Origin of the sequence: Kribbella jiaozuonensis (assembly GCF_005233875.1) — a bacterium.
GTDB lineage: Bacteria > Actinomycetota > Actinomycetes > Propionibacteriales > Kribbellaceae > Kribbella > Kribbella jiaozuonensis.
Map to the genome: position 1 here is coordinate 295,980 of NZ_SZPZ01000004.1, position 23,127 is coordinate 319,106.

Genomic DNA, 23,127 nt, shown 5'->3' on the forward strand with positions numbered 1-23,127 from the left:
GCGGCCGGGACTGGGTCCGGCGCGAAGCCCGCCCCACGAGCTGCGCCCCGACCTGATGGCGCCCCGACCTTATGGCGCCGGGTCCTGTGGTCTGGTTTTGTGTCGGTCGCGGAGTTGGTCGGTGGTGGTGTTGATGTCGGTGACCTGCCCGGCCAGCGTGGGGTTGCTGTTCTCGAGTTGCGCTCCGGCCTCGGCCAACGGCGCGAGCAAAGCTGAGCTGTCGTCGTCGCCGAGTGCGTGCAGAAGGCGGTCGACGCTTTCCTGGGCATCGGTGTCGAGGTCGTCGAGCGCGGTGATCTGCGCGGCGAGCCGGCGCAGCTGGGCCGCGTTGTCCCGCGCCCATCGAGTGACCGCCCGTTCGCCTGCGCGGCGGTCCCGCGCCGCCTGCACCCGCTCCTCGCCGGTCATGTCCGGCTGGTCGGCGCTGTGCGGGTTGAGTCGCAGATAGCGGCGCTCGGCCGCCTGCCGGCTGGCAACGCCGAGCGCGGGGGCGAGATCTGCCCAGCTGACACCCTGGTCACGGGCAGCACCGATCAGGATCGGCTCCCAGGCCGCGAGCCGCTCCTGGACGCCCCGCAGGTCGGCCAACGCCGTGAGAACGCTCGCCGAGTTGACGGCGTACCCTCCCTCGGCCTTGGGCGTGAGGTGCTGAACCATCCGCTCCACCGCGGCAAGTGCGGCCGCGACCGGAGTCGCCGCATCGTCCATCTGGTCGTCAGCGGCCACTCCCCCACCTCATCATTCGGTGTCAGCGATTGGATGACATCCACGCTTGTCATCGTTTGGATGACATGTTATACCGGAGGTGCGTATTGACACCACAGGACTCGATGCCACAGGAGGTGCAGACGATGTTGATGCGCACAGACCCGTTCCGGGAGTTCGACCGGCTCGCCCAGCAGGTGTTCGGGAGCCAGACGCCGGGCACGTGGTCGCGTCCGACCGCGATGCCGATGGACGCCTACCGGCAAGGCGATCAGTACGTCGTTTCCTTCGATCTTCCCGGTGTCGCACCGGACGCGATCGAACTGGACGTGGAACGCAACGTGCTTACCGTCAAGGCCGAGCGCAGGCCGCTCGAGCTCGGTGACGATGTGGAGATGCAGGTTGCCGAGCGCCCGCTCGGGGTGTTCTCGCGGCAACTGTTCCTCGGGGACACGCTGGACGCCGAGCGGATCGAGGCCCGCTACGACGCCGGCGTACTCACACTGAGGATCCCGATCGCCGAGCGAGCCAAGCCGCGCAAGATCTCGATCGCGAGCACCGACAGCGATCGCAAGGAGATCAACGCCTGACCAGGCGCCGGCGCCAGGGCACGTTGTTGTCGATGGGGTGAGATCGATGACGGTGGACACACAGCAGCTGGACACACAGCAACTCGACGAGGCCTTCCTCGACCTGGCGCTCGCCGATGACGAGCTGCTCCGGGCCGAGTTCGATGCCCTGATCGCCGCCAGCTGGGAATCACCGTCCGAACCACCGCTCGACAAGCCCTGCCCACCCGGCGGTGGACACTCGGCGTGGCCACGGTCGCGCCGGGCACGGCAGGGGAAACGTGCGCTCCGGCCGGTGCTGCCGAAGCGAACTGATGGCCGTGCTCGCGGTCCCCCGCGGCACCGGAACAGCTGACGAACCTCGGTTTCTCGTGTGAGAGGAGGTGAACCCAGCCGTCACTCGAGACAAGTCCTGACCTGTGGTGCGGCCGCCCGCCATGTCACACCTCTTCACCAGGCGGGCCGCCGCACCACCCCGAACCCGACGACCCTGCTTCAGCGGTCAGAGGCGGTGAGCACCCATGACCCAGCCTGTCACCCAGCGGCCAGACCTAGATCCGTACGACGTGCTCGGCGTAACCGCTGAAGCCTCGGACGAGGACCTCGATCACGCCTTCCGTGCACTCATCCGTCAACACACCGACACTCTCTCGCCGGGACCGGACGCCGACCAGCGCCTGCGGGAAATCCTCACCGCCTACACGACGCTGCGCGATCCCGTCCGTCGCGCCGCCTACGACCGCATCTTGACCGAGGATCATGACGTCCGTTGACGGCATCGAAACCTCCTGCGGGCACGGCATCTGGAAGACCCGCCTGGCGCCGCTCGAGCCGTTCAGTGTGGCTCGAGCGGCGCCAGGTTTGGGTTCAGCGTCGCGCGGACGCGTTCCGGCCGGTCACTGTGGATGCGATGACGACCAGAATGGCTGCGATCACGATGGCCACGAGCCAGCGGACCCAGTCTACGCCTGGGCTGCCGTTACCGCCGAACGCGGTGTAGACGAACCATCCGATGATTACCCCGCCGATTCCGCACAGGATGGTCAGCCAGATCGGGATGTTGTCCTTGTTGCCCGGAGCGACGAACTTTCCGAGTAGGCCGATGATGATGCCGGCCACGATGACTCCGATGATTTCCATGGTTCCGTTCCTCTTGTAGCCCCGAATCGCTGAGGTGATGTACCGCAGCGACCCCACCGGTGCCCAAGCCACAAACCGGCTCGTCAGCCCTCGATGCCGGTCGCCTCGTGTGAGGCGCCGACCGGCTTGCTTTCAGGCGATCCCCGTTGACGTAAGTAGATGCTGAAGACCGCCATCGATCCGACGGCAAGCAACTCCGACTGCCAGTTCTGCAGGCTGCGACTCCAGAAGTCGGCCGAGCCGACGTAGGACAGCCACGATTGCGGATCCTGAAGCTGCTTCAGCCGCTGCTCGTTGAACGCCGACCAGCCCGCGACCGACTGCACCAGCCAGCAGGCTAGGAAGATCGATCCCATCACGAGACCGAGTGACGAGGAATAGATTCTGGTCCGCAAGCCGCCGGCCCTCGCCCAGCGCGGTGAGTCGGGTCCGGCGTACGCACCGACCTTCTGGTCCTCGTCGGATTCCCGGCCGGCCTCATCGAGCGGCTTGGACTCTGGCGAACCGCGTTGTACCAGCCAGACGGTCAGGACGATGTAGAGCAGGAACTGCAGGTACTCGCTCTGCCAGTTCTCGGTGACGTCGACGGCGAAGTCTGCGGAGGTGACGTACCGGCCGAACGTAATCGTCGCCAGTCCGTCGGCGACCTGGCCGTTGTTGAACTCCGCGAGGCCGGCGAAGGCCTGCCCGACCAAGGCACCCAGGAACAGCAGTCCGAAGACCAGGCTGAGGGAGTTGTCGCGCACGAAGCCACGCGCTCGGGTCATCGGTTGATCACCCCCAGGGTGAGGAAATACGCCAATCCGACGAGGACGACGGCCAGGTAGACGATGAACATCACGCGCATCGGCCGTTCACCCCTTGACCTTGCAGTCATAAGGCATTTGATCGTGCCGGATACAAGCCGCGGCGACGATCTTCCAGCCGTCGCCGAACTCGGCGAGGAAGGCAGTGTCCCCGTTCATCCGCGCGTACGCCTGAGTGCCGTACTTCCGCAGTTCGACCACCGTGCCCGCCGCGGGGATGTCCTCGTCGAGGATCGCCGCAGAACACGACGTCTGCGCCGACTGTTCCACCTCGTGGCGGGTCTGTGGCGCCAACAACCCGCAGGCCGCTGCGGCGTCGTGCACTTCGATTGCGTGATAGAACCGGTCCGCCGCGCTAGAAGATGCCTCAGGCAACTTCGAGCCACATGAGCTGACCGTGAGTACGATCGCGCCCATCACCACGCCGACAACCCACCGTCTCATACCGAACAGGTTCCCAAGCCGATGCGCCGTGAGGCGTCGCCTGTGGGGGGCCGGATGATCAGTCGGGTAGCTTGCGGGTCTCGATCAGTTGGAGCGCGACGGCGTGCAACTTCGTGTTGGTGTCCTGGGAGTAGCGCCGCAGTATGGCGAAGGCCCGGTCGCCGTCGAGGTTGTAGCGCTCCATCAGGATGCCCATTGCCTGGCCCACGAGTTTGCGGGCGTCGACTGCCTGGGCGAGGTTGTCCTCCTGCCGGGCGCTGGCGACAGCGACCGAGGCGTGCCGGGCGAGGATGTGCGCGATCGCCTCTTCGTCAGGACCGAAGGCATCCAGCCGGGTGCTGTACAGCCCCAGCACCCCGACCGTGCCGGCCGCGGTGGTCAGTGGCATGTCCAGAACGCTGCGCACACCGAGCTCGAGGACTTTGCCGGCCCATTCCGGCCAGCGGTCGTCCGAGGCGGTGTCGCGGACCAGGACGATCGAGTGCTCACGCATCGACTCCGCCAACGGGCCCTGGCCGCCGCCGACCTGCAACGCGTAGATCTCGGCGACCACCGGGTCAGTGACCGCAGGAACCTGCAACTGCCTGCCACTGACAACGAGCGCAACGCCGGCATGGGAGCAGTCCAGCGCCTGCAAGGCGAACTCCACGACGGCGTCGACGGTCTCTTCCATCCCGTCGGAATCGTGCAGGTCGAGCGCGAGCTGGGCGAACCGTTCGGCCGCGGCGCCGCTGGTCAGATCGATCATGGTCACCTCGGGTCCCTCCGGGCTGGCGACGGCGACTTCTCGGCGGTGAGGCCTGCGCGAGTCGTGCCGGGAGGTGGAACGATGATGCCCATAAAGTCAAGCTAGCTTGACGCTGACCCGGTGTCAAGCTACCTTGACGCTGTGAGTGGTGACATGAGACAGGCTCCCGACGGTGCGGATACCAGGGGCCTGGAAGAGCTGCTCGACGTGTTGCGGGTCAGCGATCAGCGGGAGTCCTATGAGCGCGGGATCGAGCAGGAGCAAGCAGCAGGCCGTCCGGTCGCGGTGCTGGTGAACGCACTGGCGGATCTGCCGGGCGTCACCGGGCTGGAGGCGCTGCGGGCAAGCAGGCGCGTGGTGGAGCTGCTGACGGCTGCCCGGTGGCACCTGATGCGCCAGGCCCGCGAGGAGGGCTCCAGCTGGAGCCAGGTCGGCAGCGCCTTGGGCATGAGCAAGCAGGCCGCCTACGACTTCTACCGGCGCAAGCTCGACCAGCAGGACGAATCGGTCACCCCTGACAGCGACGAGGTGGCGCGATCACGAGCAGCGCTGGACGAGAAGTCCAACGGCTGACCTTGCCGCGCCACCGACCTTCACGAACCCATACCGCGACTCATCCTGTGGCGGTCGCGCTCGCGCGGAGGTAGTGGGGTGATGCCGCCCATTCGGTCAGGAGATGTTCGGCAAAGCGGTTGTCGACGACGAGTGAGCAGCGGGCGCCGAACAGGACGTCGCCGATCGCATCGGGATGCTGCTGCACGTAGCTGCCGCAGAGGTCGTGGGCCGCGATCTGCTCATGCACGGCGTCCGCTTCGACGTGCTCAGTGAAGTACTGCGCCTGGTCGTCCGAGGCGCCGAGTCTGGCGGCGCCGGCGGCGTACTGGCGGTTGGGCAGCGTGGACGTCATCTCGAGCGCGGCCAGGTGACCGATGAGGGAGCCGGTCCACCGGCGGTGAATCGCGAACAGCGACATCACGTTCGACACGGCCAGCGTGACAGCCGGCACCTCTGCGACGTAGCGGCCGTAGCTGTCGTCGAGGCCTAGCCAGCGCATCGTCGTACGGAACAGCTCGGAATGCATCCGCTCCGGCCGACCGCCGCCGTACTCGTCGGACTCGATCTCGACCAGTGCCGCCTTCGCAGCGCCGTCGAGACGTGGGATGCCGAAGCTGTGCGGGTCGGCCTCCTTGAGCTGGTAGACCGACCGCTGCAGAACGAACTCGCGAAACTGCTCTCGCGTGGCGTGTCGACGCAGGTACGGCGCCAGCCGCGGCCCGTCATCGGCGTCGATCATCGCGCGGAGCTGCTCCGCGACCGGCTCGTCGGTCGGATCAACCCGGCAATTGGCTTCCAGCCAGTCGATCCACGGGCGCTCCCACTCGGTGCGGGCCGCAATGATCACCGGGTCCCACTGCGCGTCGGGTTCGACATCGTCGAAGCCGCGGTACTGCAGCTCGTACGCGATCCAGAGTGCAAGTTGCAGATCCTCGTCCGCGAACGGCTGACGGGGTCGCGAGATCTCGGTGGGCCGCTGTACACCCGTGAGCCGGTTGTTCAACCAGGTACTGAGCGGCCCACGCGGTGGTGGTAGTTGCATGTGTGTCTCCTCGACGCATTGACCGCGACCCGGTACCCGACCAGGAAACCGTTACAGGACTGGGTACCTGCGGTCCATGACCATGCAGGACGACAGTGCGGCACAGCTCCGCTTCTACCCGGACGGCCCGATCCTGGTGCGCGGAGACTTCGAGCTGCTGGACGAGAACGGCGATGCGATGGCGGCCGCACGCCGTACCATCGCGCTCTGCCGCTGCGGACGCACCGCCATCCCTCCGTTCTGCGACGGCACTCACACCATCCCGCAACGAACCCGAGCGAGCTGACTGCGACCTCAGGCGGTGAAAGCCGTCGCGAGCCACGGAACGACGCGGTCTGGGCCGAGGGCTCGGAGTTCATCCACGACAGGGTGTTCGACCATCGCACGTACGTCGTCCAGGCCGCCACTCGCGTACGGCTCGGCGATGTCGACGAGGTCGTGAAGGCAGCTCCGAGTCGATCGAGACACACCCGTTCGTAGATCGAGGAGCTCTCCTCCGACGCCGTCGCGGAGGGCGGACCAGCGGTTCTCCGCGATCCTCCAGGTCGGCGCGGGCGGCTGAAGAGCGCCTAGGCGATGCAGGTCGGCAAGCGCCGCGGCGAGCGCGTGTACGAACCGGGCGACAGCGCTGGTCCGTTCCACGGTTGCCTGTACGTCGAGAACCCGCAGCTCCAGCGTGCCGTAGCGGATGTGCGGTCGCAGCTCCCACCACCACTCCGACGCGTCAGCCACGGCACCTCCCCGGACAGCCCAGGACAGGTCATCGGCGTACTGCTCCCACGAGGCGATGATCGGCGGAACACCCTGTCGAGGCAGCTGTGAGGCGATCACCGGGCGCACCGAGCAGAGCCCGGTATCCCGTCCCGCAGCGAACGGCGAGGTCGCAGCGAGCGCAGCCAACTCCGGCAGTCGATCCCGCAGCGCGTGGTAAACACCCAGCGTGCAATCAGCGTCACCGAACGCCAGGTGCACCTGCAGCGAGGAGACCAACTGCCGCCCCACCACCTCGCGATACCGCTCCGCGAGCCTCGCTGCCCGTTCGGTGCACGACAACTCAACGGGTCCGTCGACGAGGGGGTGAACCGGCGCCGCGATCGCGGCCACGTCCGAGCCGCACTCGTCGGCCACGAGTTGCCGGCACCTACGCAGCTCCTCGACCGCCTCAGCCACGTCAGCGTGAACGGACGTCGCGATCTCCAGCTGGCAGGCCGGCAGCTCACGCTTGACCCGAGGGTCCCCCACTCCCGCAACCACCGCGCCGGCATCCGCGGGTAACCAGCTCCCGCGACGTACCACCAGCAACTCTTCCTCGAGTCCCACAGTTCCTGCAACGGTGCTGGAGAACAACGCGCAGAGCCGCCCGGCGTCGGGCGGCGGAACGGCGGACTTGGTGTTGGTCACGCCATCCTGTTACCTCCCGTTCCTAAGCCAACCCTCAGACGCATAGGCGGATGAGACGTGGGTACCCGGATCGAGCGCAGACAGCGTCTGTGCGGGGGCGGCACCGGCCGGAGGCGAGTGATGATGACGACGAACCGCTCGGTCTGGCAGGCGACTGCGACGATTCCGGAGTACGGCGCAATCGCCGGCGACCAGCACTGCGACGTTCTCGTCGTCGGTGGCGGCGTGATCGGACTGACGACCGCGCTGTACCTGCAGCAGGAGGGGACCGACGTCGTACTGCTCGAGGCCGCGCGGATCGGCGCTCGAACCAGCGGCAACACCACAGGCAAGGTCACCTCGCAGCACGGCGCCATCTATGCAAATCTGGTCGACCGGCACGGACGCCACAAGGCCGAGCAGTACGCCTCGGCCAACCAGGGCGCGGTCGACCAGATCGCACTGCTGGTTGACCGGCTCGGTATCGAATGTGAGCTGACCAGAGGCCCGTCGTTCGTCTACTCAGCAAGCAATCTGCAGCGCGAAGCAGATGTCGCGTGGGATCTCGGTCTTCCTGCACAGCTCGCAGAACCTGACGAGACGGGACTTCCGGAACAGGGCACCTCCGCTGTGCGCTTCGACGACCAAGTCATGCTCCACCCGCTCCGCTACCTCGCCGGGCTCGCCCGCGCCTTCGTCGAGGCAGGAGGGCGGATTCACGAGCACAGCCGAGTCACCGAACTCGATGCCAGCGACGGCCGTGTCGAGGCGCTGACCGCGGTCGGGCCACGAGTCAGCGCAGCACACGTCGTGGTCGCCACGCTGCTGCCGATCGGCACCGTGGGCGGGTACTTCGCCCGCACCAGACCGAACCAGTCACACGGGATCGCCGTACGGCTACCAGTCGAGGCACCGGCCACCATGACTATCTCCGCCGACGCACCCGTGCGCTCTACACGACCGTGGCCAGGCGGTGGACCCAACGGACTCATCGTGGTCGGCGCCGGCCACGAAACCGGCGCCGAGCAGGACACGGACGCGGCGTACCGGAGTCTCATCGACTGGGTCGGATCGCTCTGGAACACCGATGCGCAGCCCGACTATCGCTGGTCGGCCCAGGATTACAGCAGCCCGGATCTGCTCCCGTACGTCGGCAGGGCGCCCGGCTCGCCGATCCTGATCGCGACCGGCATGAACAAATGGGGCCTCACCAACGGAACCGTTGCCGCCGGCATCTTGCGCGACACCATTCTCGGCCGCGACAATCCCTGGAGCGAGCTGTACGACGCCAGGCGCATCGGCGACGCACGCGCAGTCGCGGAACTCGTCAAGGACAATCTCAAGGTCGGCAAGGAGTTCGCCACCGGGCACCTCAGCCGGATCCTCGGCCGCGGGCTCGATCACGTCGAGGTCGGCGAAGGCGGCCTGTACGACCTCGACGGCAAGACAGTCGGCGCGTACTGCGATCACGACGGTCGCCTGCACACCGTCGTACCCGTCTGCACCCACCTCGGGTGCCCCTTGCGCTGGAACCAAGGCGACACCACCTGGGACTGCAACTGCCACGGCTCCCGCTTCACACCCGACGGCTCCGTCCTCGACGGCCCGGCGACAACCTCACTGGCCAAGCCCGACAACTGAGCAGTTGCCCGGCCGACGGTTTCCGACCGTCTCTCGATGGCAACCGGGTGATTCGGAAGCGTGGAAGGGAGATTGCGGATGGCAACGTTGCGGGCGTTGGTGCTGAGTTGTTCGCTGAAGAAGTCACCGGCGAAGTCGAGTTCGGAGCTGATCGGGCGTGAGTTGCTCACCGCCCTGGCCGACCATGACGTCGACGGCGAGCTGGCCCGGGTGGCCGACCATGATGTCCGGTTCGGGGTCAGTGTCGACGAGGGCGACGGCGACGAATGGCCGGCGCTGCGGGCGAAGGTGCTTGCCTCGGACATCTTGATCATCGCGACCCCGATCTGGATGGGGCAGCCGGCGAGCGTGTGCAAGATGGTCCTGGAGCGGTTGGACGCCGAGCTGTCCGAGAAGGACGAGCAGGGCCGGCCCTTGGTGTACGGGAAGGTCGCCGTGGTCGGTGTCGTGGGCAACGAAGACGGCGCTCATCACGTCACCGCAGAGGTGTTGCAGGCGTTGAACGACGTCGGGTTCACGATCCCGGCCGCGGGGGCGACGTACTGGGTGGGAGAGGCGATGGGCTCGGTCGACTACAACGACGCCGGTCCGAAGCCCGACACCACCGGCCTCACCACCAAGACCGCCGCCGCGAACGCCGCCCACCTGGCCCGCCTCCTCCGCGACCAGCAATACCCAGCAATCGAGGGCGACTGATGACTGCACAACTTGCCGCCACTGTCCTGGGAACCCCCGATCCGCCCGCGTTGGCCGACTTCTATCGTGAGCTGCTGGGCTGGGTGGAGATGAGCCGGGAGCCGGGATGGGTCCGGCTGCGTCACCCTGAGCACGAGAGGCCGGGGCTGAGCTTCCAGCTTGAGTCTGACCACGTTCCACCGGTCTGGCCGCAGCACCCAGGCGTCCAGCAGATGCAGGCACATCTCGACGTCCAGGTCGACGACCTGGATCGCGAGGTCGAGCGCGCCGTCAAGCTCGGCGCGACCGTCGAGTCACATCAGCCACAACCCGACGGCGTGCGCGTCATCCGCGATCCCCACGGTCACCTCGTGTGCCTCTTCCTGCCCGGCTACTAGCCTCGAAGGAACGCGGACAAGCTGTTGGCCAGCTCTTCCGGCGCCTGCTCTGCCATGTGGTGGCCGGACTTGATGCCGTGTCCTTCGACCTGGCGGCACCAGGGCCAGCGTCGGGCACTCGATCCGCCGACCGGCCGCGCGATCGGTCTCGTCGTTGTGGCGATCGATCCCGAGTCCGGCCCGATGGCCATCTATGCAGGGCACTCGCCTGGGACGGGCGTGCGGGGCGCAGGCAGCGGGTACCGCGAGAGCACGCGACGACGAAGGGCAGATGATGAGCAGCGATCCGACAACCAGGTACGCCGGGCCGGAAGAACAGGAGCCACAGACTCAAGAGCATCCCGGGCGCAGCGGGGCGATGAACCCGGAGCCGGACTACGGCGAGCGGACCTATCGCGGCAGCGGGAAGCTGACCGGCAAGCGAGCGTTGATCACCGGCGGCGACTCGGGAATCGGACGCGCGGTTGCTCTGGCGTTCGCGCGTGAGGGCGCGGACGTGATGATCTCGCACCTCGAAACCGAGGAACAGGACGCGCGCGAGACCTGCCGCCTCGTCCGTGAGTCCGGGCGTACGGCGGCCGCGCTGGCCGGCGATATCCAGGACGAGCAGCACTGCCGGCGGCTCGTCGACGAGTGCGTGCAGGAGCTCGGCGGGATCGACATCCTGGTCAACAACGCGGCGTACCAGATGTCGCAGGAAGGGATCGCGGAGATCTCCACCGAGCAGTTCGACCGGGTGCTGAAGACCAACGTCTACGCGATGTTCTGGCTGTGCAAAGCCGCGCTCCCGCACCTTTCGGCGGGATCGGCGATCGTCAACACGACCTCGATCCAGGCGTACGAGCCGTCGCCGAACCTGCTCGACTATGCCACCAGCAAAGCGGCGATCCTCAACTTCACCAAGGGACTGGCTCAAGAACTGGCTCGGAAGGGCATCCGGGTGAACGCCGTCGCACCCGGGCCGATCTGGACGCCGCTCATCCCCGCGACGATGCCCGCCGACAAGGTCGGCGACTTCGGCGCCGACACCCCACTCGGCCGAGCCGGCCAGCCCGCCGAACTCGCACCCCTCTACGTCTTCCTCGCCTCCGACGACTCCACCTACATCACCGGCGAACGCATCGGCGCCACCGGCGGCCGCCCCCTCCCCTGATGATCGACACGCGGACGAACTCCCGCAGCAGCGCGCGACCAACTCGTCACCTCAGTTGCTCCGGGGATGGGGGTTTGAAGGTTGCGCGGTAGGCGGATGGGCTGAGGCCGGTGCGGCGCGTCAGGTGTTGGCGTAACGAGTCGGAGGTTGCAAGGCCGCTCAGCTGGGCGACCTGGTCCATCGGCAGGTCGGTGGTTTCGAGAAGTTCGCGTGCTCGGACCACACGATGGTGGAGCAGCCATTGCAACGGACTCACACCGGTCTCGGCGTGGAACTGTCGCGCCAGGGTCCGGACGCTGACGCCGGCGTGGTCGGCCAGGTCCGCGCGGGTCAGCGGGCGGCTCAACCTCTGCAACGCCCACTCCCGCGTCGTGGCAAGGGAGGTATCGGTCTCGCTCGGCAGCGGTGACTCGATGAACTGCGCCTGCCCGCCAAGGCGAACCGGTGCAGCGACCACGAGACGAGCAACGGTATTCGCCGCGGCAGCTCCGTAATCCCGCCGGACGAGATGGACACACAGATCGATGCCCGCAGTCAGCCCAGCAGAGCTCAGTACGTCGCCGTCGTCGACATACAGCACGTCCGGTCTCAGCTCGACCAGAGGGAACCGCGCGCGAAACTCGTCCGACCTGTCCCAGTGCGTCGTCGCCGGCCTGTTGTCCAGCAGACCCGCTTCGGCGAGGACGAACGCGCCGGTGCAGATCGAGACCACCCGCTTGCCGGCGGCATGCGCCCGACGGAGCGCCGCCAGGATGCGGGGGTCGATGTCGTCTCGAGCCGACGTGCCGGTGACGAACACCGAGTCCGCCTCGTCGATCGCTTCGAGGCCCTGCGCAACCATCACCTCGACCCGGCCCTGCGACGCGACCGCCCCGGGCTGCGCCGTGCAGATCTGTACGTCGTACCCCGGCCGGCCGTCGATCATCACCGCACCCAGCACGAGGTCCGGGATCGACAGGTCGAAGGTGGTCACCGGCGGTACTGCGACAACAGCGACGCGATGCATGGCCCGATTCTCCTGACACGTGGCATTCGAGCCACTATCGTAGCCGCGCTCTCGCTCCGAAGATCGACTCAGCGCCCGAGGCCGGGCGCAGGAGATGTCAGACGAAGGAGAGCCATGACCACCTATCTCGTCCTTGGCGCCGGCGCCACCGGGGCGGCCGTCGCGCGTCAACTGGCAGACGGCGGAGATGAGGTCCGACTGTTGTCCCGCCGAGGTAGCGGGCCGGCGCACCCGCGGATCGAACGGGTGCCCGCCGACGCGAACGACGCGGCCGCGCTGACCGAGCACGCGGCCGGTGTGCAGACCATCTTCAATTGCGCGATGCCGCCGTACGACAAGTGGCCGGCACTGTTCCCACCGCTGGCCGCCGCGAATCTGGCGGCGGCTCAACGATCTGGCGCCGACTACGTGATGCTCGGCAACATCTATGCGTACGGCGCTGTCGAGGGACCGTTGTCAGCAGATCTCCCGCTTGCGCCGACGAGCGTGAAGGGCAAGGTCCGCGCCCGGATGTGGGAAGACGCGCTGGCAGCGCACGAAGCTGGACGCGTTCGGGTCACAGAAGTCCGAGCCAGCGACTTCCTCGGCGCCGGCGCCGTCTCGCCCTTCACGTTGATGATCGGAGCGCGCGTCCTCGCAGGCGAACCCGCTGCGTTCCCGGGCGACCTGGATGCACCGCACAGTTGGTCCTACACGGAGGACGCAGCACGTACGCTGATCGCGGCCGCTCGCTCGGACCACTCTTGGGGCCGACCCTGGCTGGTGCCGTCCACGTCGGACGACTCCGCCAGGGCGTTGGCGATCCGGCTCGCCGAGGCTGCCGACGTACCTGCCCCGCGACTGAGCGAGCTATCCGCGGCCGAGCTGGAACAACTCGGCCGACAGGATTCGATCGTGGCCGAACTGTCCGAGATGAGGTATCTCCTCGATCGGCCGACCATCCTCGACGCCTCGCCGACCACCTCCATCCTCGGCATCCAACCGACCGCGGTCGACGTCGTACTGAGCGAGATGGCCAAGCACCACGCAACAACCGCCGGCTAAACCGTTGCGTAGTAGGCCTCGACTGCTTCGTGGTCGACTGAGGTGTCCGGTTTGATGCCGAGTGCTTCGTAGTGTTTGCGGCGGGCGCGCATGTCGGCGAGCAGGATGGCCCGGGCGTGAACCGCGACCTCGTCGGCGACCTCGGCCGGTACGACGATGACGCCGTCGTCGTCGCAGCCGATCATGTCGCCGGGGTTCACCTGGGTGCCGCCGCACGCGACGGTGGTCTGCGTCTCGACCACCTTGATCCGGCCCGGGATGATCGTGCGGCCGCGGGCGCGGGAGCAGATCGGGGTGCGTTGGGCAACGATCTCGGCGGTGTCACGGCAGTACCCGTCGGTGACGATGCCGGCGGCACCGGCCTGCACCGCGCCCATCCCGTTCTCCGAGCCCCAGAACCCGACCTCCTTGCCGCCACCCGCGTCCATCACCACGACGTGTCCGGGCTCCAGGTCGCCGGGCAGCCGCACGTTGCCGGTCTCCTCGAACCAGATCCGGTGTGCCTCGACGATGTCCTGGGTCGAGTCCAGCTTCCACATCGGCCGGTTGGACGGTACGGCGCGGATCGTCGCGGCCCGTCCCCAGAACTTCATCCCGAGCCACAGCGGCCGGACCTCGGGCGACATCAGCCCGACGTCGAAGTACCCGATGCCGTCGAGTGCGTCGGCTACGTCCACCACCCGCAGGTACTTGTACAGGCTGGACAGATCGTTGGCATCGGCGGATTCAGGGCTCACTGTCATGATCGACCTTTCGTTCGGTAGTAGCGAGCGGCTGTGCCTCCGAGCACGGCCGCGAGTTCATCCGGGGACGGCAGCAGGTGTTCTACTGCCGAGCGCAGCGCCGACCAGGCGTCCTGGTACGACGCCCGCAGCAAGACCACGGGCCAGTTGCTCGCGAGCATCAGGCGATCCGGGCCGAAGCACTCGACCGCCCACGTCAGATAGCGATCCAGCTCGTCCGGCCATCCGGGCAGGGCAGTGAGCAGATCGATCCCGAGCGACACTTTGAGACCGATCTGCGGGCAGGCGGCGAGCCGACCGAGCTGCGTTGCCCACGGCTCCCATCCATCGGAGTCGATCGGCGGCCGGCCCAGGTGATCGACGACGATCCGCAACTCCGGCACAGCCTGCGCCAACGCCACGACGGCGTCCGTCTGCTGAGCAGTCACCGGTACGACGTCCCAGCTCAGCCCGGCCTCGGCGAGCTCGGTGAACAACGCCACCGAGTCTGGCTTGTTCAGCCAATCGAGTGGCTCCCGCCCGACCAGGCATCGCACACCGTGGACGCCGCTTCCGCTGCGCTCCAACTCGGCTCGAGCCGCGGCAGGGTCAGCCAATGGCAACCATCCGACCACGGCTCCCACGTACGACGCCTCAGCCGCGTACCGCATCAACCGGTCGTTCTCCGCCGGCTCGTCCACCGACTGGATCAGGACCGTCTGCTCCACCCCGGCCTCGGCGAGCTCTGCAGCAAGATCGTCCGGGGTGTAATCGCGCGCGATAGCCCCATGCCGATCGTCACGCCACGGTTGGTCCTGCGCATCCACCCGCCAGAAGTGGTGGTGCGCGTCCATCACCGTCATCGACCCTCCCATTCGATTCGTTCATGTCTGAGGAACGCCGCGACACCAGCCCGGAAGTCGTGACTGCCATACACCGCCGCCAGTACGTCGTCCGCCGCAGCGTCAGCACCGTCCCGCAGCACGCGCCGCTCGATCTCCTTCAACGACTCCAACGTGAGCGGCGCATTGGCGCAAATCCTCGCGAGTAACTCATCGACGTGCTCGTCCAGCGGTGCCCGTTCGACGACGTCACTGACCAGACCGGCCGCCGCCGCCTCTGTTGCCGAGAGCAACCGTGCGGAGAGCACCATCGCCATCGTCCGCCCGGCCCCGAGCCGCTGGAACAGTCGCGCCAGTACGACCGGCGGCAGCGTGTTTCCCAGCGTCCGTGCCACGGGCGCGCCGAAGACCGCATCCGGAGTTGCGACGACGAGGTCACTGCACGCGGCCAGCGCCAAGCCGGCCCCGACCGCAGGTCCTTCAACGACAGCGACGACCGGCACCCGGATCCGCAGCAACGACGCCAGCACGCGACCGACCCGGTGCTCGTAGTCGACACCTTGCGCGCCGATGGTGAACTCCGTGAACTGACGGATGTCGGTGCCGGCCGCGAACGCCTCGCCACCGGCGCCCCGCAGTACGACGACGCGGATGCCGCGATCCCCCGCGACGGTCGGCTCAAGCTGTTCCAGGGCGTCGTACATCGGCCAGGTGATCGCGTTCCGCCGGCCCGGGTTGGACAGTGTCGCTCGCAGGATCGGCCCGTCGCGTTCGAGCTCCACAGAACTCATTCGCCGAGGACCTCCTCGGTGTGCTCACCGAGCAGAGGTGGATGCCGCCGGATCCGCGCCGGCGTCCGGCTCAGCCGTACCGGCGACCCCAGGACCCGGACCCGTCCCTCGACCGGGTGATCGACCTCCTGGACCATGCCGCGAGCCTTGACATGCGGATCCTCGTCCAGCACCTGCCGGTAGTCCTGGATCGGACCGGCCGGCACGCCGGCGTCCAGCAACAGAGCCACCCACTCATCGGTCGTCCCGGTCGCCAGCCTGGTCTCCAGTACGGCGGCCAACTCGTCACGGTTCGCCATCCGGTCGGGGTTCGTCACGAAGCGTGGATCCGTGAGCAACTCGGTGACCTCCAGGACCGCGCACAGTCGTTGCCACAGGCGCTCATTGTTCGCGCCCAGCGTCAGGTACCCGTCCTTGGTCCGGAGCGCCTGGTACGGCGCCGACATCCGATTGGCCGAGCCCAGCGCCTGCGGGACCTGGCCGGTCGCCCAGTACTCGGTGGACTCCCACACCGACATCGCCAGCGCCGCCTCGAACAACGACGTCTCGACGTACTGCCCCTCTCCGGTCCTCGTCCTGGCGTGGACAGCGGCGACGATGCCGAGAGCGCAGAACATGCCGGCACCGAGGTCGCCGACGGGCAGCCCGCTCTTCACGGGTGTGCCGCCCGGGGTGCCGGTAATGCTCATCACTCCGGACATCGCCTGCGCGATCAGGTCGTACCCCGGCCGATCGGCGTACGGGCCGGTCTGTCCGAACCCGGAGACGCTGGCGTAGATCAGCCCCGGGTTGCGGGCCGCGAGGGTGTCGTAGTCGACGCCGAGCCGCTTGGTCACGCCGGGGCGGAAGTTCTCCACCACGATGTCGGCAGTCTCGGCCAGCCGGAGGAACGCGGCCAGGTCGTCGGGCTGTTTCAGGTCCAGGCAGACGCTGCGCTTGTTCCGGTTGAGGGCGAGGAACGCGCGGCTGTCCTCGCCGTGAACGGCGTACCCCCAGGACCGTCGCGTCTGGTCACCTGCGCGCGGGTTCTCGATCTTGATCACGTCCGCGCCCAGGTCGGCCAGCAGCATGGTGCAGAACGGCCCCGCCATCACCTGGGTGAGGTCCAGCACCCGCAGCCCGTCCAGAGCCCCCGCCGGTTCCGTCATCAGCCGCCCAACCCCGCGTTCGCCTCGGTGAAGAACGAGTCGGCCGCCTGCTCCACCGTCTTCTTCCCGAACGCGATCTCCTCGTACGAGCGGGTGAAGGTGGACTCGAAGGTCGCCTGGTAGCCGGGCGGGTACAGGATCGTCGGCGGCTTCTTCGCCACGATCTGCTGGTACAGCTCGAGTTCGTGCTTCTTCAGCGCCGGCAGCTGCGGATCGTCGATCTGGGCCTGCAGCACCTTCTGGTTCGTGGCAGCGCCGTTGTCGGACTTGAACAGCTTGCCGGCCTCGAGATCGTTGGTGAAGAAGTCGATGAAGGCGGCCGCCGTCGGCACGTTGTCGCAGTTCGTCGGGATCGCGAAGCCCGAGGTGAACATCGCGTTGCCACCACCGGACGGACCGGACGGCATCGGCAGCGTGGTCAGCTTCTGGCCGCCCGGCTTGGTCGCCAGGGTCGCGGACGCGGGCGTCAGCGCGTTGCCGGGAATGCTGTCGGTCATCAGCTTGCCCTGAGCAATGAAGCCCTGCTCGGCGCCCTCCGGCTCGTCGGCCTGCGCGTCGGCGCTCATGGTGACGCCCGACTTGCGCAGCTTCTCCCACATCGTCCAGTACTCGACCAGCGACTCCTTGGTGAAGTTGAGCTTGCCGTCGTCGGTGAACAACTGCTTGCCATTAGCAAGTTGATACGCGATGAAGTAATTCGGCAGCCCTCCGCGCGACCCGGCCGCGAAGGTCCCCTTCGGGAGCTTGGCAGACGCCCGCGTCATCCAGTCCGCGTACTGCGCCCACGTATAGCCGTCCGGCGGCAGGCCGACCCCGGTCTGCTCCGCGAGCGTCTCGTTCACGCCGACCGCGTCGTACGCCGCGCCGTACGGGAGGAAGTAGAGCTTGCCGTCCGGGCCGCGGCCGGTGTCGACGACCTCCTTCGGGATGTCGTCGACCTTGATCGCACCGGACGCGATCATCGGATCCAGCGGCAGCAGCACCTTGCGCTTGGTGTAGTCGTTGAGCTGGCGGCCCTGCAGTTGCATCACGCACGGCAGGGTGTGGCTCGACGCCTGGATGTTCAGCTTGTTGAAGTAGTTGCCGAAGTCCGCGTTCTGCCGGTCGATGGTGACGCCGGGGTGCGCCTTGACGAACAGGTCGGTGACCGCGTTCGTCTTCGCAGCCCGCGCCGCTCCACCCCAGAAGGTCAGCTGCAGTTTGCCGGTGACGTCGCCTTTGCCGTCCTGGCCGTCACCGCCGCCGGCACTGTCGTTGGTCACCGAGGTGCCGTTGCACCCGGCAACCACCAGCAGCGCGGCGCAGGCGAGTGCCGTCGTACCGAATCGCTTTCTCATCAGGATCTCCAGGGGATTATTTGAGGCCGGTGGTCGCGACGCCTTCGATCAGCAGCTTCTGGGCGCCCAGGAAGAAGCCGACGATCGGTGCCAGCGCGAGGGTGGACATGGCGAACAGTGAGCCGTACGCCGACTCTCCGGTCACGTCCAGGAAGGAGTTCAGACCGAGCGAAACCGTCCACAGCTCGGGGCGGTTCAGGTACAGCAACGGACCGAGGAAGTCGTTCCAGGTGTTGATGAAGGTGAACAGCGCCGTGGTGCCCAGCGCCGGGAGGGCCAGCGGCATGATGATCCGCAGGAACGTGCGCCAGTGCCCGCACCCGTCGATCCGGGCGGCATCGTCGAGCTCCCGCGGCAGCGTGCGGATGAACTGGACCATCAAGAAGATGAAGAACGCCTCGGTGCCGAGCCATTTCGGCACCACCAGCGGCAGGTAGGTGTTCATCCACGCCAACTGGTTGAACAAGATGTACTGCGGCACGAGCGTCACGTGGTACGGCAACAACATCGTGCCGAGCAGCAGCCCGAACAACATCCGCTTGAACGGAAACTCCAGCCGGGCGAACGCGTAGGCGGTCAACGAGCAGGAGAACAGATTCCCGGCGATCGACAGCGCGGTGATCGCGATCGAGTTCAGGAAGTACCGCGAGAAGTCGAGCTGCCCCGCGCTCCACCCGTGCCGGTAGTTGTCCAACGTGTAGTGGCGGCTCAGCAGACCGAGGCTGTTCATCACCTCGGCCGTCGGGCGGAACGACGCCGCGACCATCCACACCACCGGATAAAGCATCACCACCAGTACGGCGATGAGCACCGCATGCCGGACGATCCCGATGACCAGCGGATTGCGGGTGCGGCGCCGGCCGAGCCACGGCCGCGCGGTGATCGACACGGTCGTCATCGTTCGTCTCCGTAGTAGACCCAGCGTTTGGCGGTCAGGAACAGGAAGCCGGTGAAGGCGGCCAGCACGATCACCAGGGCCCAGGCCATGGCGGAGGCGTAGCCCATCTTCAGCTCGGCGAATCCCTGCTGGTACAGGTACAGCGTGTAGAACAGCGTGGAGTCGGCCGGCCCACCCGATCCGCGACTCACCACGAACGCCCCGGTGAACGCCTGGAACGCGTGCACCGTGTCCAGCAGCAGGTTGAAGAAGATCAGCGGCGTCATCAACGGCAGCGTGACACTGAAGAACCGGCGGACCGGTCCGGCGCCGTCGACCGCCGCCGCCTCGTGCAGCTCGGCCGGCACCTGTCGCAGCCCGGCGAGGAAGATGATCATCGTCGCGCCGAACGCCCACAGGTTGAGCGTCACGATCGTCCACAACGCCGTACCCGGGCTGCCGACCCAACTGCCGTGATTGATGCCGAACAGCGCGAGCACCTGATTGACCAGTCCGGTGCCGCCGAAGATCTGCCGCCACAGAACCGCGATCGCGACACTCGCACCCATCAGCGACGGCAGATAGAACAGTGCGCGATAGCCGGAGAGGAACCGGATCCCCTTGTTCAGCAGGAGGGCGAGCGCCATCGACACGATCAGCAGCAGCGGCACCGACACAACGACGTACACCAAGGTCACGCGCACCGATGACAGGTAGCGCGGGTCGGCGGTGAACATGCGGTGGAAGTTGTCGAGGCCGATCCATCGCGGCGGGCTCAGCAGGTCATAGCTGGTGAACGCGAGGTAGGCGGAGTACAGCATCGGGCCGAGCGTCAGCAGCAGGATCCCGATCAGCCAAGGGCTCAGGAACAGGTAGGCGGTCAGGCCTTCTCGGCCGGTGCGGGAGCTCTTCACGAAGCAGTCCCCTTCCGGGCGTGTGCCTCGACCCGCTCGGCGAGCTGCTGGGCGAGCAGACCGGCGACCGGAACCCGTACGTCGCAGTCGCGCGCGGCGACGACGATGTCCCACAGGTCCTTGCTCCACGGGCGATCGCGGACCGGCGTACCGGCCTCGTCGTACGCCGCGGCGACCCGGTCGAAGAAGCCCCAGTTCCGGGTGATCCACGACTCGCCCGTGCTCGTCGACACCGCGTCCAGCACGGTCTGCTCGGGTACGTCGTACGCCGCGGCGAGCTCCAGCGCTTCCTGGACGCCGGCGAGTGCGGCGAACATCATCAACTGGTTGGCGAGCTTCACCACCGCACCCGCACCGGCCGGCCCCACATGCAGGACGGTCTCCGCGACCGAGTCGAGAACCGGCCGAACCCGCTCGATTACGTCGCTCCGCCCGCCGGCCATCACCGTCAGCGTCCCGGTCTGCGCTCGCTCCGCTCCCCCACTTACAGGTACGTCGAGCAGCGCCAGTCCGGCCGATTCCGCCTTGTGGGCCAGGCGTTTCGCCGTCGCCGGGAGGATCGTGCTGTGGACCAGAAAGACCGAGCCCGGCGCCAGGAGCGGGGTCAGCTCACTCACCAACCCGTCCACCGCGTCGTCATCCGGCACCGCCAGCGCGATCACCCCGCACTCCGCCAGCTCCGCCGGCGCGGCCACGACGTCAAGCCCTTCGGCCCGGGCAGGATCCCGGTCGTGGGCCTTCACCCGCCAGCCGTCGCGGACCAGGGTCTGGGCCATCGGACGCCCCAGGTTGCCGAGGCCGACGAAGGCCACCGGCAGCGAACGATCGATCTCATCGGCCACGGAACGCCTCCAGTTCACCAGCCTGGTTACGAGGACTGCGTCTATGAACTATTGTCTACAATAGTTAGTCGACGCTGACAAGATCTAAGGTGAGAATGAGTTATGACAGAGCAGCAGCTGCGGTCGCCGAGCTTGGTCCAGCTCGCGGTCGACGCCATCCGCCGGATGATCCTGGCCGGTGAACTGGCCGAGGGCGAGCGACTGATCGAGGACCGGCTGACCGAGCAACTGGGCATCAGCCGCCCTCCCCTGCGAGAGGCCTTGCGCGTCCTCGAGCAGGAAGGTCTCATCGTCACCCGGCCGCGTCGTGGCTCGGCGGTGGCGACGCTGACCGACCAGGACGTGTTCGAGATCCTCACCCTCCGCACCGCTCTCGAGCGGCTCGCGATGGAGCTCGGCGTACCTGTCCGCTACCCCGACCGGCTCGCGCACGCCCGGGACGCGCTGGCGGAGATGGAGCAATGCGCAGCCGCCGAAGACCGCGGCAGTCTGGTCCAGGCCGGCTACCGCTTCCACGCGGCGCTCGTCGCACTGGCCGGCCATCGCCGGCTGGAAGACGCCTACGCGTCGGTCCAGCAACAGCTCCTGCTCTGCATGGCCCGCAACCTCTACACCCGCGAGCACTACTACGAAGACCTCAACGAACACGTCGCCCGCCACCGCACCCTGCTCGACCTCGTCGAGCAAGGCGATCCGGCAGCCGTCCTCGCCGAACTGGCCGTCCACGGAGAACGCTCGTTCAACGAACGCAAGAACGACGCGCCGACTGGGTTCTAGGTCAGCGCGAGGCGGACGAGGGCTGTGGTGGCGACGCCTGCGGCGGCTGCGGGCAGCATTGGGATGCGGGTGAGGTTGAGGGCGCCGGCGACGGCGACGCCGATCAGTTGGGTCCAGTCGAGGGTGCGGCCGCCGAGGTCGGTGACTATCAGGCCGGCGAGTAGCGCCGGTGCGGTCAGCTGGGTGACTCGGACCACGGTCGGCGGGAGGTCGCGCTTCCCGAGTACCAACGGACCTGCGGCCTTCATGAACCAGTTAGCGACGCTGACCATCAGTACGCACAGATACAGCTTCATGATGCTCCTTTCGTCGTAGTCCGATCAGAGTTGCCGCGGCTGCGCCGAGCAGCGCGTAGCTGGGACCGGTGACGAACAGCAGTCCGGCGGAGATCATCCCGCCGAGCAGACACGCGACGAGGGCGCGGCGGGATCGGCGTACCTCGTCGATCAGCAGGATGACGAAGAACGCCGGGAACGCCACGTCGAGCCCGAGTTCGTGCATCAGATCCGCCGACGGAGCGGCCAGCGCACCGACCGCGGTCCCTGCGGTCCAGCAGATCCATTGCGGCACGCTGACCCCGATCATCCGCCAGACGTCGTACCGGCCGTCCTCCTCGTGCGCGGCCAGGAACGATGCGTCGACGATCGCTTGCGCCTGCAGCATCCGCGCCCATCGGCTTCCGCGCAGGCTCGGCGCGATCGCCACGCTCATCACCAGGTATCGCACGTTGATCACCATCGCCGCGACGACCGCCGCCAGCACCGTTGCCCCCGACAACGAACTGAGCAACGTGAACTGCGCCGAGCCGCTGAACGCGAACGCGGAGAACGCCACCGGTACGGCGGTCCCCCAGCCTCGCGCCCGCGCCTCCGCGCCGAAGTTCAGCGCCAGTACGGCGGTCGCGAGCCCCGGCCCGATGCCGAGGCGAAGCCCGCGCGTGAACGACTGCCGCGCAGGCGACCTCATGCGGTCGTCCCGTCCCGGGCGCGCTGGTAATGCCGTCGCGCGCGGGCCCGGTTGCCGCAGTCGGCCGAGCTGCACCACCGGCGCGAACCGTTCTTGCTCCGGTCCAGGAACAGCCAGCCGCAACCGTCATCCCCGCACTGACGCAGCCGGCCCAGATCCTCGTCCTCGAACAGCCGCCACACCGCCAGCCGGACGGTGTCTCCCGGCTGATCGGCCCGCCATCGGAACGGGCTCACCTCGACGGATGCCACCCGGACGACTCCGGCGATGAGGTCGTGCAGCGCGTCGACCGCAGCCGGGTCGGGCCGGTCTCCCACGGCGAGGGGCGCGAGTACGCCGTACGCGATGTCTCGCGCGGCCACCAGGTCGTCGCGCAGCCGCCGCGTCACCACCGCCTGATCGGCGCTCACGCCCGCAGCGAGCAGCCAGTGCTCCACATTCGACAGATCGTCGAACCGATCGACCGTCCGCGCGGGATCGAGCCGCCACGCCACGGTGTTCACGAGATCAACCGCCAACTGCCCACCGATCAACTCGGGCCGGTACACCACCCGGAACCACCTCCGGGTCTCACTCTAACAGTCATTAATCCCTTTTGCCTGTTA

Annotated in this window: 31 protein-coding genes; 11 read left to right on the forward strand and 20 right to left on the reverse strand. The window is 67.5% G+C overall.

Going from position 1 to position 23,127, the window contains the following annotated elements:
* Window positions 1-69: 69 nt before the first annotated feature.
* Entirely contained in the window at window positions 70-726 is a 657-nt protein-coding gene (locus FDA38_RS27520) for a hypothetical protein (protein ID WP_202877856.1), read from the reverse strand.
* Between the two features lie 125 nt (window positions 727-851).
* On the opposite strand from FDA38_RS27520, the gene FDA38_RS27525 reads away from it, so the two are divergent.
* The 3 genes from FDA38_RS27525 (at window position 852) to FDA38_RS43710 (ending at window position 2,047) form a co-directional block, all read left to right on the forward strand.
* Entirely contained in the window at window positions 852-1,295 is a 444-nt protein-coding gene (locus tag FDA38_RS27525) for an Hsp20/alpha crystallin family protein (RefSeq protein ID WP_137257036.1), read from the forward strand.
* 46 nt (window positions 1,296-1,341) lie between these two features.
* Entirely contained in the window at window positions 1,342-1,629 is a 288-nt protein-coding gene (locus FDA38_RS27530) for a hypothetical protein (RefSeq protein ID WP_137257037.1), read from the forward strand.
* Window positions 1,630-1,795: 166 nt separating this feature from the next.
* Window positions 1,796-2,047, forward strand: a complete 252-nt coding sequence (locus FDA38_RS43710) for a J domain-containing protein (protein ID WP_137257038.1) — start codon at window positions 1,796-1,798, stop codon at window positions 2,045-2,047.
* 94 nt (window positions 2,048-2,141) lie between these two features.
* On the opposite strand, the gene FDA38_RS27540 is transcribed toward FDA38_RS43710, so the two are convergent.
* The 4 genes from FDA38_RS27540 to FDA38_RS27555 all read right to left on the reverse strand — a co-directional run bounded on the left by FDA38_RS27540 (window position 2,142) and on the right by FDA38_RS27555 (window position 4,412).
* Window positions 2,142-2,414, reverse strand: coding sequence for a GlsB/YeaQ/YmgE family stress response membrane protein (locus FDA38_RS27540; RefSeq protein WP_137257039.1), 273 nt, complete (start codon window positions 2,412-2,414; stop codon window positions 2,142-2,144).
* Window positions 2,415-2,497: 83 nt separating this feature from the next.
* Complete coding sequence (locus FDA38_RS27545; RefSeq protein ID WP_137257040.1) at window positions 2,498-3,181, reverse strand: DUF6766 family protein; 684 nt, start codon at window positions 3,179-3,181, stop codon at window positions 2,498-2,500.
* An 87-nt stretch (window positions 3,182-3,268) separates the two neighbouring features.
* Entirely contained in the window at window positions 3,269-3,664 is a 396-nt protein-coding gene (locus FDA38_RS27550; protein ID WP_137257041.1) for a hypothetical protein, read from the reverse strand.
* A gap of 58 nt (window positions 3,665-3,722) precedes the next feature.
* Window positions 3,723-4,412, reverse strand: a complete 690-nt coding sequence (locus tag FDA38_RS27555) for a GAF and ANTAR domain-containing protein (protein WP_137257835.1) — start codon at window positions 4,410-4,412, stop codon at window positions 3,723-3,725.
* A gap of 153 nt (window positions 4,413-4,565) precedes the next feature.
* Between FDA38_RS27555 and FDA38_RS27560 the strand changes: the two genes are divergently transcribed.
* Window positions 4,566-4,985, forward strand: a complete 420-nt coding sequence (locus FDA38_RS27560) for a hypothetical protein (RefSeq protein ID WP_137257042.1) — start codon at window positions 4,566-4,568, stop codon at window positions 4,983-4,985.
* 40 nt (window positions 4,986-5,025) lie between these two features.
* Here FDA38_RS27560 and FDA38_RS27565 read toward each other — a convergent pair whose 3' ends face one another.
* Window positions 5,026-6,009, reverse strand: a complete 984-nt coding sequence (locus FDA38_RS27565) for an iron-containing redox enzyme family protein (RefSeq protein ID WP_137257043.1) — start codon at window positions 6,007-6,009, stop codon at window positions 5,026-5,028.
* A gap of 76 nt (window positions 6,010-6,085) precedes the next feature.
* Here FDA38_RS27565 and FDA38_RS27570 point away from each other — a divergent pair, with 76 nt between their 5' ends.
* Window positions 6,086-6,295: a CDGSH iron-sulfur domain-containing protein gene (locus FDA38_RS27570; protein ID WP_137257044.1), complete on the forward strand. Its 210-nt coding sequence runs from the start codon at window positions 6,086-6,088 to the stop codon at window positions 6,293-6,295.
* 8 nt (window positions 6,296-6,303) lie between these two features.
* Here FDA38_RS27570 and FDA38_RS27575 read toward each other — a convergent pair whose 3' ends face one another.
* Window positions 6,304-7,410, reverse strand: coding sequence for a carboxylate-amine ligase (locus FDA38_RS27575; RefSeq protein ID WP_137257045.1), 1,107 nt, complete (start codon window positions 7,408-7,410; stop codon window positions 6,304-6,306).
* Window positions 7,411-7,533: 123 nt separating this feature from the next.
* Here FDA38_RS27575 and FDA38_RS27580 point away from each other — a divergent pair, with 123 nt between their 5' ends.
* The 3 genes from FDA38_RS27580 to FDA38_RS27590 all read left to right on the forward strand — a co-directional run bounded on the left by FDA38_RS27580 (window position 7,534) and on the right by FDA38_RS27590 (window position 10,103).
* The gene (locus FDA38_RS27580; RefSeq protein ID WP_137257046.1) at window positions 7,534-9,030 is read left to right on the forward strand and encodes an FAD-dependent oxidoreductase; all 1,497 of its coding nucleotides are present in this window, start codon (window positions 7,534-7,536) and stop codon (window positions 9,028-9,030) included.
* Between the two features lie 78 nt (window positions 9,031-9,108).
* The gene (locus FDA38_RS27585; protein ID WP_137257047.1) at window positions 9,109-9,726 is read left to right on the forward strand and encodes a flavodoxin family protein; all 618 of its coding nucleotides are present in this window, start codon (window positions 9,109-9,111) and stop codon (window positions 9,724-9,726) included.
* The gene (locus FDA38_RS27590) at window positions 9,726-10,103 is read left to right on the forward strand and encodes a VOC family protein (RefSeq protein WP_137257048.1); all 378 of its coding nucleotides are present in this window, start codon (window positions 9,726-9,728) and stop codon (window positions 10,101-10,103) included. Before FDA38_RS27585 ends, FDA38_RS27590 begins: the two co-directional genes overlap by 1 nt.
* On the opposite strand, the gene FDA38_RS27595 is transcribed toward FDA38_RS27590, so the two are convergent.
* Window positions 10,100-10,294, reverse strand: a complete 195-nt coding sequence (locus FDA38_RS27595; protein WP_137257049.1) for a hypothetical protein — start codon at window positions 10,292-10,294, stop codon at window positions 10,100-10,102. The two genes, FDA38_RS27590 and FDA38_RS27595, sit on opposite strands and share 4 nt — an antisense overlap.
* Window positions 10,295-10,377: 83 nt before the next feature.
* Between FDA38_RS27595 and FDA38_RS27600 the strand changes: the two genes are divergently transcribed.
* Complete coding sequence (locus tag FDA38_RS27600; protein ID WP_137257050.1) at window positions 10,378-11,256, forward strand: SDR family oxidoreductase; 879 nt, start codon at window positions 10,378-10,380, stop codon at window positions 11,254-11,256.
* Between the two features lie 46 nt (window positions 11,257-11,302).
* On the opposite strand, the gene FDA38_RS27605 is transcribed toward FDA38_RS27600, so the two are convergent.
* On the reverse strand, window positions 11,303-12,262 hold the full coding sequence (locus tag FDA38_RS27605) for a GlxA family transcriptional regulator (RefSeq protein WP_137257051.1): 960 nt from the start codon (window positions 12,260-12,262) through the stop codon (window positions 11,303-11,305).
* A gap of 114 nt (window positions 12,263-12,376) precedes the next feature.
* On the opposite strand from FDA38_RS27605, the gene FDA38_RS27610 reads away from it, so the two are divergent.
* Entirely contained in the window at window positions 12,377-13,306 is a 930-nt protein-coding gene (locus FDA38_RS27610; protein ID WP_137257052.1) for an NAD-dependent epimerase/dehydratase family protein, read from the forward strand.
* Here the strand turns inward: FDA38_RS27610 and FDA38_RS27615 are convergent.
* From FDA38_RS27615 to FDA38_RS27650, 8 genes are read right to left on the reverse strand one after another with little or no spacing between them, the layout of a single operon-like run.
* Entirely contained in the window at window positions 13,303-14,049 is a 747-nt protein-coding gene (locus FDA38_RS27615) for an RraA family protein (protein WP_137257053.1), read from the reverse strand. The genes FDA38_RS27610 and FDA38_RS27615 overlap by 4 nt on opposite strands.
* Window positions 14,046-14,891, reverse strand: a complete 846-nt coding sequence (locus FDA38_RS27620) for an amidohydrolase family protein (RefSeq protein WP_170989894.1) — start codon at window positions 14,889-14,891, stop codon at window positions 14,046-14,048. Before FDA38_RS27620 ends, FDA38_RS27615 begins: the two co-directional genes overlap by 4 nt.
* Window positions 14,888-15,661 carry an enoyl-CoA hydratase gene (locus FDA38_RS27625; protein WP_137257055.1) on the reverse strand — a complete coding sequence of 258 codons (774 nt, stop codon included), beginning with the start codon at window positions 15,659-15,661 and terminating at the stop codon, window positions 14,888-14,890. Before FDA38_RS27625 ends, FDA38_RS27620 begins: the two co-directional genes overlap by 4 nt.
* Window positions 15,658-16,809 (reverse strand): CaiB/BaiF CoA transferase family protein, encoded by a 1,152-nt coding sequence (locus FDA38_RS27630; RefSeq protein ID WP_137257056.1) that lies wholly within the window; start codon window positions 16,807-16,809, stop codon window positions 15,658-15,660. The genes FDA38_RS27625 and FDA38_RS27630 overlap by 4 nt, the downstream gene beginning before the upstream one ends.
* Entirely contained in the window at window positions 16,809-18,146 is a 1,338-nt protein-coding gene (locus tag FDA38_RS27635; protein WP_137257057.1) for an ABC transporter substrate-binding protein, read from the reverse strand. Before FDA38_RS27635 ends, FDA38_RS27630 begins: the two co-directional genes overlap by 1 nt.
* 16 nt (window positions 18,147-18,162) lie before the next feature.
* On the reverse strand, window positions 18,163-19,044 hold the full coding sequence (locus FDA38_RS27640; protein ID WP_137257058.1) for a carbohydrate ABC transporter permease: 882 nt from the start codon (window positions 19,042-19,044) through the stop codon (window positions 18,163-18,165).
* On the reverse strand, window positions 19,041-19,937 hold the full coding sequence (locus tag FDA38_RS27645; RefSeq protein WP_137257059.1) for a carbohydrate ABC transporter permease: 897 nt from the start codon (window positions 19,935-19,937) through the stop codon (window positions 19,041-19,043). Before FDA38_RS27645 ends, FDA38_RS27640 begins: the two co-directional genes overlap by 4 nt.
* Window positions 19,934-20,779, reverse strand: a complete 846-nt coding sequence (locus tag FDA38_RS27650; RefSeq protein WP_137257060.1) for an NAD(P)-dependent oxidoreductase — start codon at window positions 20,777-20,779, stop codon at window positions 19,934-19,936. The genes FDA38_RS27645 and FDA38_RS27650 overlap by 4 nt, the downstream gene beginning before the upstream one ends.
* Window positions 20,780-20,881: 102 nt before the next feature.
* Here FDA38_RS27650 and FDA38_RS27655 point away from each other — a divergent pair, with 102 nt between their 5' ends.
* Entirely contained in the window at window positions 20,882-21,556 is a 675-nt protein-coding gene (locus FDA38_RS27655; RefSeq protein WP_137257061.1) for a GntR family transcriptional regulator, read from the forward strand.
* Here the strand turns inward: FDA38_RS27655 and FDA38_RS27660 are convergent.
* From FDA38_RS27660 to FDA38_RS27670, 3 genes are read right to left on the reverse strand one after another with little or no spacing between them, the layout of a single operon-like run.
* Window positions 21,553-21,852, reverse strand: a complete 300-nt coding sequence (locus FDA38_RS27660; RefSeq protein ID WP_137257062.1) for an AzlD domain-containing protein — start codon at window positions 21,850-21,852, stop codon at window positions 21,553-21,555. The genes FDA38_RS27655 and FDA38_RS27660 overlap by 4 nt on opposite strands.
* Window positions 21,812-22,522: an AzlC family ABC transporter permease gene (locus tag FDA38_RS27665; RefSeq protein WP_137257063.1), complete on the reverse strand. Its 711-nt coding sequence runs from the start codon at window positions 22,520-22,522 to the stop codon at window positions 21,812-21,814. The genes FDA38_RS27660 and FDA38_RS27665 overlap by 41 nt, the downstream gene beginning before the upstream one ends.
* Entirely contained in the window at window positions 22,519-23,073 is a 555-nt protein-coding gene (locus tag FDA38_RS27670; RefSeq protein WP_137257064.1) for a CGNR zinc finger domain-containing protein, read from the reverse strand. Before FDA38_RS27670 ends, FDA38_RS27665 begins: the two co-directional genes overlap by 4 nt.
* Window positions 23,074-23,127: the final 54 nt, after the last annotated feature.

What these genes read in the sequence shown, in the direction of transcription:
- FDA38_RS27525 (WP_137257036.1), top strand. Translation starts at nt 852, where the DNA reads ATGTTGATGCGCACAGACCCGTTCCGGGAGTTCGACCGGCTCGCCCAG.
- FDA38_RS27530 (WP_137257037.1), top strand. Translation starts at nt 1,342, where the DNA reads ATGACGGTGGACACACAGCAGCTGGACACACAGCAACTCGACGAGGCC.
- FDA38_RS43710 (WP_137257038.1), top strand. Translation starts at nt 1,796, where the DNA reads ATGACCCAGCCTGTCACCCAGCGGCCAGACCTAGATCCGTACGACGTG.
- FDA38_RS27540 (WP_137257039.1), bottom strand. Translation starts at nt 2,414, where the DNA reads ATGGAAATCATCGGAGTCATCGTGGCCGGCATCATCATCGGCCTACTC.
- FDA38_RS27545 (WP_137257040.1), bottom strand. Translation starts at nt 3,181, where the DNA reads ATGACCCGAGCGCGTGGCTTCGTGCGCGACAACTCCCTCAGCCTGGTC.
- FDA38_RS27550 (WP_137257041.1), bottom strand. Translation starts at nt 3,664, where the DNA reads ATGAGACGGTGGGTTGTCGGCGTGGTGATGGGCGCGATCGTACTCACG.
- FDA38_RS27555 (WP_137257835.1), bottom strand. Translation starts at nt 4,412, where the DNA reads ATGATCGATCTGACCAGCGGCGCCGCGGCCGAACGGTTCGCCCAGCTC.
- FDA38_RS27560 (WP_137257042.1), top strand. Translation starts at nt 4,566, where the DNA reads ATGAGACAGGCTCCCGACGGTGCGGATACCAGGGGCCTGGAAGAGCTG.
- FDA38_RS27565 (WP_137257043.1), bottom strand. Translation starts at nt 6,009, where the DNA reads ATGCAACTACCACCACCGCGTGGGCCGCTCAGTACCTGGTTGAACAAC.
- FDA38_RS27570 (WP_137257044.1), top strand. Translation starts at nt 6,086, where the DNA reads ATGACCATGCAGGACGACAGTGCGGCACAGCTCCGCTTCTACCCGGAC.
- FDA38_RS27580 (WP_137257046.1), top strand. Translation starts at nt 7,534, where the DNA reads ATGACGACGAACCGCTCGGTCTGGCAGGCGACTGCGACGATTCCGGAG.
- FDA38_RS27585 (WP_137257047.1), top strand. Translation starts at nt 9,109, where the DNA reads ATGGCAACGTTGCGGGCGTTGGTGCTGAGTTGTTCGCTGAAGAAGTCA.
- FDA38_RS27590 (WP_137257048.1), top strand. Translation starts at nt 9,726, where the DNA reads ATGACTGCACAACTTGCCGCCACTGTCCTGGGAACCCCCGATCCGCCC.
- FDA38_RS27595 (WP_137257049.1), bottom strand. Translation starts at nt 10,294, where the DNA reads ATGGCCATCGGGCCGGACTCGGGATCGATCGCCACAACGACGAGACCG.
- FDA38_RS27600 (WP_137257050.1), top strand. Translation starts at nt 10,378, where the DNA reads ATGAGCAGCGATCCGACAACCAGGTACGCCGGGCCGGAAGAACAGGAG.
- FDA38_RS27605 (WP_137257051.1), bottom strand. Translation starts at nt 12,262, where the DNA reads ATGCATCGCGTCGCTGTTGTCGCAGTACCGCCGGTGACCACCTTCGAC.
- FDA38_RS27610 (WP_137257052.1), top strand. Translation starts at nt 12,377, where the DNA reads ATGACCACCTATCTCGTCCTTGGCGCCGGCGCCACCGGGGCGGCCGTC.
- FDA38_RS27615 (WP_137257053.1), bottom strand. Translation starts at nt 14,049, where the DNA reads ATGACAGTGAGCCCTGAATCCGCCGATGCCAACGATCTGTCCAGCCTG.
- FDA38_RS27620 (WP_170989894.1), bottom strand. Translation starts at nt 14,891, where the DNA reads ATGACGGTGATGGACGCGCACCACCACTTCTGGCGGGTGGATGCGCAG.
- FDA38_RS27625 (WP_137257055.1), bottom strand. Translation starts at nt 15,661, where the DNA reads ATGAGTTCTGTGGAGCTCGAACGCGACGGGCCGATCCTGCGAGCGACA.
- FDA38_RS27630 (WP_137257056.1), bottom strand. Translation starts at nt 16,809, where the DNA reads ATGACGGAACCGGCGGGGGCTCTGGACGGGCTGCGGGTGCTGGACCTC.
- FDA38_RS27635 (WP_137257057.1), bottom strand. Translation starts at nt 18,146, where the DNA reads ATGAGAAAGCGATTCGGTACGACGGCACTCGCCTGCGCCGCGCTGCTG.
- FDA38_RS27640 (WP_137257058.1), bottom strand. Translation starts at nt 19,044, where the DNA reads ATGACGACCGTGTCGATCACCGCGCGGCCGTGGCTCGGCCGGCGCCGC.
- FDA38_RS27655 (WP_137257061.1), top strand. Translation starts at nt 20,882, where the DNA reads ATGACAGAGCAGCAGCTGCGGTCGCCGAGCTTGGTCCAGCTCGCGGTC.
- FDA38_RS27660 (WP_137257062.1), bottom strand. Translation starts at nt 21,852, where the DNA reads ATGAAGCTGTATCTGTGCGTACTGATGGTCAGCGTCGCTAACTGGTTC.
- FDA38_RS27665 (WP_137257063.1), bottom strand. Translation starts at nt 22,522, where the DNA reads ATGAGGTCGCCTGCGCGGCAGTCGTTCACGCGCGGGCTTCGCCTCGGC.